This is a genomic window from Acinetobacter sp. ANC 4973 (assembly GCF_002135275.1).
GTDB lineage: Bacteria > Pseudomonadota > Gammaproteobacteria > Pseudomonadales > Moraxellaceae > Acinetobacter > Acinetobacter kyonggiensis.
In genome coordinates, this window is record NZ_NEGM01000001.1 from 100,640 (window position 1) to 114,567 (window position 13,928).

General features: G+C 37.8%; 12 protein-coding genes and 1 pseudogene. 5 read left to right on the forward strand and 8 right to left on the reverse strand.

Annotated features, from left to right (window positions below; all coding sequences use genetic code 11):
* Position 1 precedes the first annotated feature (1 nt).
* Positions 2 to 1,342 (forward strand): TrkH family potassium uptake protein, encoded by a 1,341-nt coding sequence (locus B9T30_RS00545; RefSeq protein WP_086183310.1) that lies wholly within the window; start codon positions 2 to 4, stop codon positions 1,340 to 1,342.
* Positions 1,343 to 1,404: 62 nt separating this feature from the next.
* On the opposite strand, the gene B9T30_RS00550 is transcribed toward B9T30_RS00545, so the two are convergent.
* From B9T30_RS00550 to B9T30_RS00565, 4 genes and pseudogenes are all read right to left on the reverse strand, one after another.
* A complete protein-coding gene (locus B9T30_RS00550; protein WP_086183311.1) occupies positions 1,405 to 2,559 on the reverse strand; it encodes a phospholipase A in 1,155 nt (384 codons plus the stop codon).
* Between the two features lie 20 nt (positions 2,560 to 2,579).
* Positions 2,580 to 5,519: an insulinase family protein gene (locus B9T30_RS00555; RefSeq protein ID WP_086183312.1), complete on the reverse strand. Its 2,940-nt coding sequence runs from the start codon at positions 5,517 to 5,519 to the stop codon at positions 2,580 to 2,582.
* A gap of 179 nt (positions 5,520 to 5,698) precedes the next feature.
* Positions 5,699 to 6,462, reverse strand: a pseudogene (locus B9T30_RS00560) (hypothetical protein).
* 336 nt (positions 6,463 to 6,798) lie between these two features.
* The gene (locus B9T30_RS00565) at positions 6,799 to 7,248 is read right to left on the reverse strand and encodes a GNAT family N-acetyltransferase (protein WP_086163984.1); all 450 of its coding nucleotides are present in this window, start codon (positions 7,246 to 7,248) and stop codon (positions 6,799 to 6,801) included.
* 137 nt (positions 7,249 to 7,385) lie between these two features.
* Here B9T30_RS00565 and B9T30_RS00570 point away from each other — a divergent pair, with 137 nt between their 5' ends.
* The 3 genes from B9T30_RS00570 to B9T30_RS00580 are packed head-to-tail and all read left to right on the forward strand — an operon-like array spanning position 7,386 to position 9,352.
* Positions 7,386 to 8,390 carry an adenosine kinase gene (locus tag B9T30_RS00570; protein ID WP_086183313.1) on the forward strand — a complete coding sequence of 335 codons (1,005 nt, stop codon included), beginning with the start codon at positions 7,386 to 7,388 and terminating at the stop codon, positions 8,388 to 8,390.
* A 14-nt stretch (positions 8,391 to 8,404) separates the two neighbouring features.
* Positions 8,405 to 8,716, forward strand: a complete 312-nt coding sequence (locus B9T30_RS00575) for a Rieske (2Fe-2S) protein (protein ID WP_167356295.1) — start codon at positions 8,405 to 8,407, stop codon at positions 8,714 to 8,716.
* Positions 8,717 to 8,734: 18 nt separating this feature from the next.
* Positions 8,735 to 9,352, forward strand: a complete 618-nt coding sequence (locus B9T30_RS00580; RefSeq protein ID WP_086183314.1) for an OB-fold-containig protein — start codon at positions 8,735 to 8,737, stop codon at positions 9,350 to 9,352.
* 148 nt (positions 9,353 to 9,500) lie between these two features.
* Here B9T30_RS00580 and B9T30_RS00585 read toward each other — a convergent pair whose 3' ends face one another.
* On the reverse strand, positions 9,501 to 9,971 hold the full coding sequence (locus B9T30_RS00585) for a DUF6231 family protein (protein ID WP_086183315.1): 471 nt from the start codon (positions 9,969 to 9,971) through the stop codon (positions 9,501 to 9,503).
* A gap of 31 nt (positions 9,972 to 10,002) precedes the next feature.
* On the opposite strand from B9T30_RS00585, the gene B9T30_RS00590 reads away from it, so the two are divergent.
* Positions 10,003 to 10,875, forward strand: a complete 873-nt coding sequence (locus B9T30_RS00590; protein WP_086183316.1) for a DUF2797 domain-containing protein — start codon at positions 10,003 to 10,005, stop codon at positions 10,873 to 10,875.
* Between the two features lie 59 nt (positions 10,876 to 10,934).
* Here the strand turns inward: B9T30_RS00590 and B9T30_RS00595 are convergent, their stop codons facing one another.
* From B9T30_RS00595 to B9T30_RS00605, 3 genes are all read right to left on the reverse strand, one after another.
* Complete coding sequence (locus B9T30_RS00595) at positions 10,935 to 12,803, reverse strand: SurA N-terminal domain-containing protein (RefSeq protein ID WP_086183317.1); 1,869 nt, start codon at positions 12,801 to 12,803, stop codon at positions 10,935 to 10,937.
* Positions 12,804 to 12,936: 133 nt separating this feature from the next.
* The gene (locus B9T30_RS00600; RefSeq protein ID WP_004651791.1) at positions 12,937 to 13,209 is read right to left on the reverse strand and encodes an HU family DNA-binding protein; all 273 of its coding nucleotides are present in this window, start codon (positions 13,207 to 13,209) and stop codon (positions 12,937 to 12,939) included.
* A gap of 158 nt (positions 13,210 to 13,367) precedes the next feature.
* Positions 13,368 to 13,835 carry a phasin family protein gene (locus B9T30_RS00605; protein WP_413772544.1) on the reverse strand — a complete coding sequence of 156 codons (468 nt, stop codon included), beginning with the start codon at positions 13,833 to 13,835 and terminating at the stop codon, positions 13,368 to 13,370.
* Positions 13,836 to 13,928: the final 93 nt, after the last annotated feature.

Here is a 13,928-nt window from a genome sequence, read left to right on the forward strand (position 1 = left end):
TATGAATCGATTACATAATAAAAAGCACAATACCATTAATCTGAGCCCACCTAGCTTGCTAGCACTGGGTTTCTTAAGTTTTATTGTGATCGGTACTTTATTACTCAAACTACCGATTGCTCATTATGGTGAATTATCTTGGATTAACGCCCTATTTACCGCGACCTCTGCTGTCACTATTACTGGTCTTTCAGTGGTGAATGTCGGTGAAGCCTACACCACTTTTGGTAAGGTGATTATTATGTTGTTGCTACAATGTGGTGGTTTGGGCTTTATGACCTTTGCCATTCTTGCAGCACTGAGCCTATCATCTAATATCGGCTTAAAACAGCAAGTGATGGCACAAGAGACTATTGGTCAAACCAGCCTATCTAAAGTGTCTTTTACCATTAAAGGTGTCCTTTTATACTCATTATTTTTTGAAGCGCTTGGCACTGTCATTTTAACCATTGCTTGGATGCAAGAATACGATTTTGCTCATGCCTTTTTCTATGCCGCTTTTTATAGTGTTTCCGCATTTAATAACGGTGGTTTTTCCCTTTTCCCAAATAGTCTAATGAGCTTTTCCGAGCATTATTTCATTACTTTTACCATTAGCATGCTCTACATTATTGGCGGAATCGGCTTTGTTGTCCTGATGGATATTAAACGCGCGCATCGTTGGAAAAAACTGAGTCCAAACAGTAAATTAATACTTTCAACAATTGTGGGATTAAACCTTGCCGCCTTTATTGTCATTTGGGCGTTAGAAGCGAGTAATCCCCTAACGCTTGCGGGTATGAGTCTGGGTGATCAAGCGGTGAACGCTTGGTTTCATGCGACTGTCCCACGCTCCTCTGGTTTTAACAGCTTAGATATGGCGAGTATGAGTGATGCTTCAACCTTAGTGACCATGGTATTGATGTTTATTGGTGGAGGTTCTCTCAGTACTGCGGGTGGAATTAAAGTCGGCACTTTTATTATTGTTATTCTCAGTGTGATTACTTTTTTACGTCGCTCTGAAGAACTCCGTGTGTTTAACCATTCAGTGTCAAAAGTGACGTCATTTAAAGCCTTCGCTGTTGTTTCAATTACAGGAATACTCATCTTTTTAGGGTTATTTACTCTGCTTATTTTAGAGCCAAATAAAGAATTCTTAGATTTATTATTTGAAGCCGTTTCTGCTGCTTGTACCGTAGGTTTATCGCGCGGCATCACCAGTGAACTTCAACCTGCGAGTTTAATCGCATTAATCTTACTCATGTTTGCTGGTCGTTTAGGACCACTGACGTTGGCTTATCTTATTGCTACGCCCAAAAAGAGTCGTTTAAAGCACCCACCCACCGATATTCAAATTGGTTAGATCACATTTACTTTAAGCCAAAAAACCACTCTATTGAGTGGTTTTTAAGGCATTGATAAAGTTTAGAACCAATTCATTAATGATACACCTAGACCGACATAAGTCGCACGATGGTTATAATCAATCAAACTTTCCCCATAACCATCAAACAATTGTACATAGCCACGCAATTTACCACTAATGGGAAATGCCCAATCAAATTGCGCTGCTCCATGTGCATCCTCACCACCTTTTAAGGAGTGACGCAGCATCAATGAAAAATCATGATCATTCCAACGATAGAATGCAGTTAAATCACCACGACCAATATAGTTTTTAATATCTGGATTGTTATCATCTTTCGCATCTTCTTCAATACGATACCAAGGACGTAGCATTAAGGCAAAATTATCCCGTTCAAAACCAACATTGAACATGATGCGGTTCCAACTACGTGATAATGGATCTGCTCGACCATTCGATTGATGATTAAAGGTTAAACCCAATAAACGCGCATTTAAACCCAATATTTCATAATTGGTTCGAAAGACTAAGCTTGCTTCAGGCTCATAGTTGGTTTCACGAAAAGGACGTGATTCATCACCATTATAAACCTGCCAACGCGATGATTGTGTATAACCCAGCCAAACATCCCCATTATCACCAAATAAATTTTCAAGCGCTTTGGTTTTTAACGACAACTGAAACTTGGCTTCCATAGAGGTTAAATTGAGTTCCTCACCAGCTGGCACCGTATTGTTTTCATTCGGACTCGATGGACGTTCATTTTTATCAGAAGTCCAAAATCCTGGCATCAGATAAACGGGCTGATGCGCACGAATATTCCATGTTCCAAGTTTACTGGCAGTTGACAACTCCCAACGCTTATCTAGCAAAGATGTATTCGGGTTAATTGCTGGACCTTCAGCAGCAAAGACATTACTCACACCATGACTAATTTTTTCTTTTAGTGTTTCTGGTTGGGTCGGTTCAGGAGCCAGCTCATTTGCGGCTTGACGTTCAGAAAGAAGTGCTGTTTTTTTTGCCTCAGGCACTTTAAACAAAGTATCGTAACAAACCAAACGATCTGCATTAGACTCTAATGCTACGCATGCTTCTGGGCTTGCTGGCGCAATCAAAGACTCTGGATTTACAGCATGTACATTCGCCACATACAATGAACTGAGCATAATCATGCTCAGTTGCAAAGTAGTGCGTTCAATTGTTTTGAACGCCATATTAACCTACCCTATTATTTTTAATTTACTTGTTTAATGTCAAAACCCAACTCTAATAAAGTATCACGTTTAGCCACGGGTGCAACAACTGCTCTTGTTGGTATTTGCTGAACAAGATAGTGCTGCGCCACGCGTTTCAAATCATCCAAACTAACTGCAAGCAAACGTGCACGTAATTGCTTTCTCACTGCTGGTGTACGTGCATGCAATAAAGCATAACAAGCACTAATCGCCTCACCCGCAGGAGAACCGGGCTTATCCATACTCGCAATTAAGCCTAAAATCGCTTCTTCAAGTTGATGCGGTTGATGTTCGGTATTCAACAACCAAACAATACTTGCTTCAAAGTCTTTAAATGTTTCTGCCAAACGCGGATCACGATAACTATAAAAACGGAATGAACATGCATTGCCATCATAGCTCGCACCACCACCGTAAGCACCACCTTTTTCACGAATAGCACTATGCAAGAAACCATTGCGTAAGTAAGCAGCCAACACCATTAAAGGCGCTGCATCAGGATGAGAAACTTCGACAGCAGGATAAGCTAAAGCACAAAATTGAACATTGGCTTGAATTAACCAAGCCTCATCTTTCGTACTATTTTCCGTGCTAATTGCTGACAATTCTACAGGGGTTTTATCTACAACTAACTTATCCCAAACAACTTGAATTTCTTCAACTAAAGCATCAGATTGATGTTCTTCAGAGACCAATAAAAATTGTTTTGGTGCTTGTAAAAGTAAACGGTGAATTGCTTTTAGTTCCACAATTAAAGCATCATAAGCCGCTTCATCATTTTCAATTTTAGCAACCAAGTCACCCAACCAATTCAGCGCGCCCAAGCCCGTATTTTGATAATCACGTTGTGCTAAAGCACCACAGTTACGTGATGCGATCTGCATTGCATAACTATGACCTGAACCTGACAAACGCGACTGCCAACGGGTTTTACGCTGTTGTAATAATTCAATAATACGGTCTTTTTCATCAAAACGGAGTTGTTCAAATGCCAACTTCAACAAACGAATAGCTTCAAAATTATTCACCAACGATTTCGTCGTAAGCGTTAACCATGCACTAATTTTGTTTTTGTCATTCACTTTTGAACGTAAAGATGCCCCCATCCCCACACCACCACTGACCGCAGTTTGCAGTTGTTGTAACTCGAGATAATCATATTCTCCAGCACCTACTTCACCCAACAAAACCGACAATAAATTGAAATATGGTGACTGTACAACCTCATCAGGAATTTTAACCGTCACTTGTTGGTAGTAAATACCATTGGTTCCCGCATGGTACAAATTCAGTGGCGTATCTAAACCGTTACTGATAATTTCGCGCAATTGACCTTGTACGATATGTAAATCAGCAGGTACATCTTCTAAACCAACTTTTGGCAATAAGTTGAGGTCATCTGGTGTATCTTGACGAACTTTTAATGCTTCCGTCTGCGCAATAATTTCTGCTTTTTGTTCTTCAGTCAGTTTGGCACCAATTTCAGCCAAACGTGCTTTTTCTGCTTCTGCTTCAGCGGCTGACTTGTTGGCATCTGGCACCAAAGTCATTTGTACACGATGTGTATTATCAATCAAATAGGTTTTAATCAGATTCGACAACCACATTGGATCTTTGAGTTCTTCTTTGACTTGCTCCATCGCACTGTCAACATCCCAAACATGAATGGGGTCACTGTGATGAATCACACTGCTTAAACCATTTAAGATCAGGCTTAAACCATACGGCATACCATCGCCATTGATTTCACGTTGATGCAATTCAATTTGATGTAAAATTGCATCCACCATATCGGTGTCGACAGGTTTTGATGCAACATCTTCAAGAATCTTAAACACACCGTTTTTAAATTCTTCAGCATGTTCTGGATTTGAACCTTGCACACCACAGAAAAACGTCATTTCAAAGTTTGAATCATCTACGCCCATAATTGGACCAGTAGATTGTGCATAACCACACGTTTCTAAATAATGACGTAATGGTGAAGCCGAATCTTCCAGTAAAATACCTTCAACCAAACGCATCCCTAAACGTAATTTAATATCACTGGCTTCAGGCAATAACCATGAAATAATGTGATAGGTTTTATCGGTTAAATCTTCAGCATCAACTGCATAGGTTTCTGTCACTTCAACCGGAGCAGCTAAACGTGTTTCAGGTGTTGAATACAGTGTTTGACCTTGTTTAAATTTAGACAGGGCTAAAGTTTCAAACTGTTCTTGTAAGTGGTAGGCAGATTCATCACCAAAGGTCATAAATACAGCATTACTTGGATGATAATGCGACTTATAGAAATCTACCAATTCTGAATAGGTTAAATCTGGAATATCTTTAGGATCACCACCTGAGTTGTAATGATACGTAGTTTTAGGGAATAAATGATGTGCCAATTGATGATAAAGCTGATCTGAAGGAGAACTCATTGCTCCTTTCATTTCATTAAAAACCACACCTTTATAAACAGGTTGACCTTCTTCTAACTCAATCCGAATACCTTCTTGAGCAAAATCAAGTTCATTTAAATTTGCAGCAAATGCAGCATCCAAATAAACTTCTAACAAGTTTTGAAAATCTTTTTTATTTTGTGTTGCAAATGGATAGGCTGTCCAATCGGCTGAAGTAAACGCATTCATAAAAGTATTTAGTGAACGACGAATCATCAAGAAAAATGGGTCACGCACTGGAAATTTTTCCGAACCACACAATGCAGTATGTTCCAAAATATGCGCTGCGCCTTTTGAATCCATAGGCTGGGTACGAAATGCGACTAAAAAGACATTTTCATCAAGGTCACTTGCCAAATGATAATGCGTTGCGCCCGTCACTTTGTGTTTATATTCAGAAATAAAAACGTCTAAGGCTTCAACATGGTGTTGACGTATCAACTGAAACGCAGGATGAACAGTTTGAGTAATGGTTTCAGTAACATCTACAGTCATGTGATCTCCAAATCAGATACAATTTTATAAGTTATTCCGATTATACCTGAATCTTTCATGACTATGGATTGGTGCAAACACTAATTTCCGTGTATTTCAGTATAGATTTTTTATTCTTCTAAGTTCGTTATCAACATTTTTAATTTTTGGTTAAAAAATAATGCAATATGCCATAAAGATTAAATATTTTTCATCGTTGGTCGATAAGCACAATAAATACATATCACGATAGCAATCAAAATTGCCGCAGAGACACCAAAGCGACTTAAATCCAAACCACCAGAAGCCAGCGGTTTATCCAAAAAATCGCCAACAACTGCACCTAAAGGTCGAGTTAAAACAAAAGCACTCCAAAACAACACTGTTCGAGAAATTCGACTCAAAAAATACAATCCAGCAATCAATGCAATGAGACCGACATACAAAACAATACCACCGCTATAACCCAAACCCGCGGTATCTGCCGACCAATCTCCCAAAGCCGTTCCCAGTGTTTGTGAAAAGGTAATGGTCAACCAATAGGAAATTTCTGCACGAGGGTAATTCACACTATGCGGGGAAATACTGCCTTCCGATTTATACCAAACTAAAAAGAGAAAGGAGCACCAAACTTAGTAACAACGTACTGCCACCGATATAACCAATCCCTAAAGAGCGATCAACAAAATCGGCCATGGTTGTACCCACTGTGGTACTGGCAATAATGGTGAACCAATATAAATAAGGTCGATATGCTTTTGCACTTACCTGAAAATAGAGCAGTAAAATGAATAGCACAGCAAAAATTGCCGTGCTCATTAAATCCCCCCCAATTCAGCGACATAGATACAGCGTCACCCGCTGTTTCACCAAAAGTTGTAGCAAATATTTTCGTGACCCAAAAGAGCGCTGTTATTTCCGGCACCTTGGATAAGGAAGTGGCAAGACTTTGTGTTTGGTTCATCAGCTAAACTCAATAACAATCTTTACTGATATGTTCAAGCCAAGCACTTAATTCAATATTAAAATTGGTATAATTTCCGATATGATTTTTTGCGTCATTTAAGCTTTCAAATCAAAGGTATTACCCATAAAAACCACTTAAATGATTTGAACCACGCTTATTTTTTCACAAAATAAAAAATTAAATTTTTTAAATACTGGTTTTTTTATTTTTATCAATTTAAAAAAGATATTGCGTTAATTAAAATTTCAAAAAAAATCAACAACAGCCATTACTATGATGCTACCCAGTATAAAAACCAAGCTAAGCAGCATCATAATCTAAAGCCATCTAATACTAGAGTAAATATTTGAAATAACTATAATTCGGGTGATTTTCCACAAAAACATAATTTTGCTTCTGGTAAAAATGAGCCGCAGATTTAGTATCTGTATTTAAGCAAAGTGCTGAAAAATTTTCCCGAGCATTTTTTTCCAAATGTTGTAACAACTGCTTACCTACACCATGCTTACGGTATTTGGGCAATACATAAAAACGACGTACGCGACCAATTCTGTTATCAATTTCGTTTTCATTCCACTGCTGATTTAACCCCCCACAGGCAATCAGCTTTTCATCGTCATAAACAAAAAGAAGAAATTCCCCTGGTTGATTGAACCTATTTTTTCCACTTTCATACTCTTCAATCAAGCGATCAACAAACTGAAATCCTTCTTTCTGTGCTTGCTTCGCCAATTCCTGAATTTGTGTTGGTAATTGTTCAGCTTTATCAATCGTGATATTCATCTAACCTTCCTCATCCTTTCCTATATTGCATTTTGACCGAATAAATGCGCCACATCTTGAATTTTATTCATCAATCTACAGCTATCATGAGCATTGGTGTAAACTTAGCGCTTTAATTTAAAGTGTGAATGAAAAACATGGCAACTGTTGATCTTTTTGCAATTGGTAATGCATTAATTGACCAAGAATTTAAAGTCTCTGATGACTTCCTTATTCAACAAAATTTGCAAAAAGGCACTATGCAGTTGACTGATGGTGAAACACAAGCAAATTTATATAATAATTTAAAAGAAACACAAATTTATAAAGGTCAAGCATCTGGTGGTTCTGCTGCAAATACAACCGTTGCGTTTAGTGCATTAGGCAGCAAAGCATTTTACGGATGCCGTGTAGGTAATGATGAATTAGGTCGTATTTACTTAAAAGGTCTAAATGAAGCTGGCATCCAAACCACAGAACATTCTGTGAGTGAGGGTGAAACAGGAACTTGCATGGTATTGGTCAGCCCAGATTCTGAACGCACAATGCATACTTACCTTGGTATTACTGCGGAACTCAGTGCAGATCAGATTAACTTTGAACCGTTAAAAACAGCAAAATGGCTTTATATTGAAGGTTATTTATCGACCAGCAGCTCTGCCTGCCTTGCGGTAAAACAAGCTCGTCAAATTGCCAAAGCACATGGGGTTAAAATTGCCTTAACCCTATCTGATCCTGCGATGGTGCAATATGCACGTCAAGGCTTAGATGAGCTATTAGATGATGGTGTAGATTTAATTTTCTGCAATCAACAAGAAGCGATGATGTATACAGAAACTGATTCTGTAGAGGCAGCACTTGCTCAATTGCAATTAAAAAGCAAATACACTGTCATTACATTATCCGCAGAAGGTGCTTTAATTTCTGATTCAGAACAAACACTTAAAGTTCCTGGTCGTACTGTAACCGCTGTCGATGCAAATGGTGCTGGTGATGCGTTTGCTGGCGCATTCCTTTATGCATTAAATGCAGGTTTAAGTCTTCAAATGGCTGCTGAATTGGCGATTCTAATTTCAAGTGAAGTGGTTTCACAGTTCGGCCCACGCCTTAGTGTTGAAAGCTATGCGGAATTATTAAACAACTTCCAAAAGGAATGTGCATAATGATGAGAATTGCCATGACGGAAGAAATCCCTGAACGCGAAGCACGTGCTTTTGACACAGACGATGGTAGAACCATTTTTATCACTCAACGTGATGGGGCTTACTATGCTTACAATAATCTTTGCCCTCACCTACAAACTGAATTGGAATTTTTAGAAAATCAGTTTTTAGATCAAGACGGTGAATATATTCAATGCTCAACCCATGGTGCACTTTTTTTGGTTGAAACAGGTGAATGTATTTCTGGCCCTTGCTTAGGTCAATCACTTGAAAAAGTAACAATCAACGTGCATTCTGATGGTGGAATTTACCTCACGGAAGAATAAAATCAATGGAATTTGACCATGCTTGAATTTTTGCAGAACTATAACTTAATCCCCTTTCATTTAAGTTTATTGGCTTTAATTTTACTCAGCATGGTCGAAACCATCGGCTATTACTTTAATATTCGTCCCACTCAATATCTAAAAAGTCTGTCCCCAAAGAAACTCTCTGAATCACCGCTTCTCAATGTTAAGTTCTCTAAAACACTAATTGTGGTGTTCTTATTAATGAACTTTAGCTTTTCAGGCTATTTCCTTCAACTTTGTGTTTATGCTCAGCAACAAAAATTTCTCCCTGCTTATTACTTAATTATTCCAGCACTGATTATTGCAATTTTCTTTACAGTTTTTATGATCCATTGCCTAGATCAAGTGATTAAACCAGTAGAAACAAAACAACAAGTCAGTTTACTCGGACGACTCGCAACGATTTCCAGTGGCAATGCACGCCCAGGCTTCTCAGCACAAGCACGTGTTCGTGATGAATTTGGTCAACTACATTATGTACAAGTTGAGCCAGAATTTGGTGAGCTCGAATTTCAATCTCAGATCATTTTAATTCGTTTAAAAAAATCACACTATATTGCTAAGAAAACATCTAAACCCAATAGCCTATTTACCACAGGAAATCACCATTAAGATTTCCACCAAAAGCATGCTGAGTACTTAAATTGATCATCGTATTGTCCTGAACAGAAGTACAATAAAGCAATACAATACTTTCAAACCAATCAATAAAAACAAAGTGTTAAAACTTACAATCATAAAAACCGTATAGATAAATCACTTACCAACGGAATTTATTCCAATTTTCAGGGTTAGCCCAAAACTTCGAATTAAACCAATCGGGTACATGCTTATACGTCAGGATATTAAATTGCCATAAAGCAAAATCACGATCATGTAGGGTTTTATCAATCAGCTGAGTAAACCCTAAAGAACGCAATAGTTTTTCATCTTGTAACTGGCTGACCACAACAATTCGTTTTGCCATCAAATCTCGCAATTTTACAAGTAATTGTGATTTTTGAATATTTGAAATAGCCAATAACTCTTGAGAATCAAGCAACACAAAACCCACGTCATATCGCTGGGTAAAAGGCAGATTTAAAAATTCAGTTACGCTAAAATGGTGCCATTGAATTAATTGATTATTGTCGTATTGCTCAAGATTTTGACCAATGCACAATGCAGTTTGAATCGGCTGTTCTTTGAATAAATCGTCTAGCATTGAAGTGATGACATTTTGTTCAGCCATAACTGCATCCTTATTATTAAGAGAGTTTTCCATGGAACTACAAGGCATTTGCCATAAAATGCATGCAGGTTTAAAGAACCTTAGTGTAACTGATCAACAGACGCGTAAGGCAAATGTAGAGTATAAATTCGTTCTGGATCGCTCAGAAGTTAACCTTCCATTTCGTTTAGGTCAAGAAATTGAAATTGAATGGACAGGTAATATCTACTGTGTTTCTTGCGGAAGTAAAACACCAAAATCATATTCACAAGGTCACTGTTTCAAATGTTTTAAAACCAAAGCTTCATGCGATATGTGCATCATGAAGCCAGAGACTTGTCACTATCATTTAGGTACTTGTCGTGAAGATAGTTTTGCCCATGAAGTCTGTTTCCAACCGCATATTGTATACCTTGCCAACTCCAGTGCACTCAAAGTAGGCATCACACGACTTGGACAAATGCCAACACGCTGGTTGGATCAGGGTGCAACACAAGCCTTGCCTATTATGAAAGTAGGTTCACGTCGCTTATCTGGTCAACTTGAAATTATGTTTGGAACACAAGTGGCTGATAAAACTGATTGGCGCAAATTACTCAAAGGTGAAGCTGAACCCTTAAATTTACTTGAAGTTCGCGAGCAACTAGTAGCCGAATTTGCACCAAAAATTCAAACGATTCGTGATGAATTTAGTCAAAACCTTGAATTCAATGAAACCGTTGAACTGATGGAAAATGAACTTCCGCATGAGTTTATCTATCCCGTAGAACAATATCCTGAAAAAGTAAAATCTCATAATCTAGACAAAACACCGATTATTCGCGGTATCTTGCAAGGCATTAAAGGTCAATATCTAATTTTAGATACAGGAGTGATTAATATTCGCAAATACTCAGGTTATCAACTTAAGCTGCGTGCTGAATAAAACTTTATCTCATCCATTAAAAAACCTGCGTAAACGCAGGTTTTTTATTTCAGCAAAAATTATTTAATTTTTGCTTTTGATTTTAAATATTGAGTGTAATCATCCAATTCTTGTTGACCACGAAGTTGTTGGTACAACTTAGACAATTCATTTAATTGTTCATCCGTTAACGCACTTGATGTGGTCTTATTCACATCAGAGACAGCCACAACAACCAACTCATTTGGCAATGATGCCGTTGCTACTGACCACATACCTGCTTTGGGTGCCGGCACACTAAATGCTGCACGTTCAACTTCACGTTTCAAGCCTTGTGAACGTGTAAACACGCCCGCACTTTCAAATGCAATTTTACTTTGTGCTACAACAGTTGCCGCAGGTTGTGATTTAAAACTATTCAATGACGCTTGGATTTTTGCTTTCGCAGCATCAGTTGCTTTTTGTTCAATTAATTTAGCTTTGATACGTGGAGTCGCTTCAGCCAAACTTTGTACACCAGCAGCATGATAATTGCGTACTTTCACCCAAACAGTATCACCGTTACCTAACTGAATACTGCTTGAAGCATTACGATCACCATTTTTCACATCATCATTAAACAATTTAACTTTTACATTGGCATCGCTCAGTACTGCATGTTGTGTAGATAATGTCATACCCTTCACAGATTGAACCGTCACACCTTTAACTTCTTGTGCAACAACATCGAGTGCATCACTTCCCACCACCAATTCATTCAGACTATTTACCGTATCTGCAAAAACATTGGCAGATTTGTTCTTTTGCAACTCAGCCATCAAACGTGGTTTTTCAGCTTCAAAAGAAGGAAGCTTAACCATAGCTGCTTGTGTTTCAATTAAATGATAACCATATTGGGTTTTAATTGGTGCTGATACTTGAGCTGATTTTAAAGCAGCGACTGCTTGATCAAACGCATCACCAAATACCCCTTTTTCATATGCTTCAACCACACCACCCTTAGCTTTAGACTCAGTATCATCTGAATATTGCGCAGCTGCTTGAGCAAAAGTCATCCCTGCTTTAATTTTCGCAGCCACTTCATTTGCCAGTTTCTTCGCTTCAGCATCTGAACGAGTGTCTGCAGCAATTAAGATATGCTTTACCACAGGTTTAATATTTTTCTTTTGCGCATCTACAAATGTGGCATAGGCTTGCTGCAATTCAGCATCTGTGACTTGGGTATTCGCTGGTGCAACATTTGCAGGTGTCAATACAACATAATCCACATCTACACTGGCAACTTGCTTAAATGAATCTTTATGTTTGTCGTAATAAGTCGCTATTTCTTGAGGGGTAACTTTTATATTTTTCTTATATTCATCAAGCTTAATACTGGCCAAATGCAAAGTACGTTGTTCAGTTTGCAAATTCGCAATTTGTTGAATATCAAGTTTACTCACCAACGCATAATCCATAAATGTTGAAGTCAACATTTTTAAAGCATGGTCTTGACGTAAATTCACAATTAAAGCTTGACTGGTCATACCGACTGAACGCAAATAATTTGAATACAAGGTTTCAGAAAATTTACCATTTTCTTGAAAGCTCGGTTGTTGAGCAACCATTTGTTCAATCTGCGCATCACTTAATGAAATACCCAATTTTTCTGCTTGTTGTAATAACAAGGTACGAGCAACAAGGCTATCCATTGCTTTATTTTGAATATAGGATTGATTCAATAAAGTTTCGTCGCCCTTAGCATAAGCCAAGTACTGTTCTTTAAATGTTTTGGTCAGTGCTTCTAACTCTTTCTTAGAAATTTCTTGGCCATTGACTAATTTTGCTGAGTCTTCTGACTTCCCACCACTAAAATATCCTTCAATACCTACAAGTGCTAAAGGGGTCAAAAACAAAATGAGCAGAACTTTGCCCAACCAACCCTTAATAACTTTACGAAAAGATTCCATAAGTATTCCAATATTTTATTTGTCAGGGATTTTACCCGAAAACCCACAACGAATGAATGAGTTCAAACTGTAAATCGGCATTATTAATAAAAAAACGCGCCTTATTCGGCGCGTTTATCGGCTTTAGAAAAGATTAAGCTACAGAATCTTTCAAACCTTTACCAGCTTTAAAGCTAGGCACTTTACTTGCTTTAATTTCTAAAGCTGCACCCGTTTGTGGGTTACGACCAGTACGCGCTGCACGTTCTTTAACGTTGAATGTACCAAAACCAACAAGTGTAACAGTATCACCAGATTTAAGCGCTTCAGTAATAGAAGCAATTGTCGCATCTAAGGCTTTACCTGCATCAGTCTTAGACAATCCCCCTTTCTCTGCAATTGCATCGATTAATTCTGATTTATTCATGAAGATTACGTCCTCTTAATATCGTTTATTTAAGGTCTAAGGATTCCATGACATCTTTATAGCAATGCTTTGGGGCAAAAGGCAATACTATCGATCTGCATTTCTGCAAAATAAATGTGAAAAAAATTGTTGAAAAATGAAGAAAAAGTAAAATTGTTTCATTTTTTTACAATTTGCTCTTTTAAAAGTTTATTTTCTTCAACCAAAAAATCAACCTTACTATGTAACTGTAATATGAGACTTTCTAAGTACTGAATATCTTTTACTGTGACTAAACCAATTCGGTTTAGTGAATGATTAACACTTTGATCAAGTAATTTTTCGACTTTATCTTTGGTATCGGTAACCGAGTCTTTTGCTTTCTCCGACACTTTTTCAACCGTTTGATCAGCAATTTCCGTCGTTTTCGATTCTAACTCTTCACCGACCTTGACTAAGGAGTCAAATAATTTATTTCCCTCTTCCTCAGCACGTGAAAAAGCACCCAATCCAGCAAGCCAAATTTGCTGAGTATATTTACGAAAATCCAGACTCGACTTGCGACCTGAACGTAGCTTATTCTTTGTTTTATCGGAATTTTCCTGTTTTTCTTGATCAACATTTTGATCTTTTATTTGTTTATCCATTTTCCCCATTCTCCCGATTATTTTTTATACCGCTTAATATATTTACCCATAAAATAGCCTCATAATAGCAAATTAAATACTTGATCGATTTGC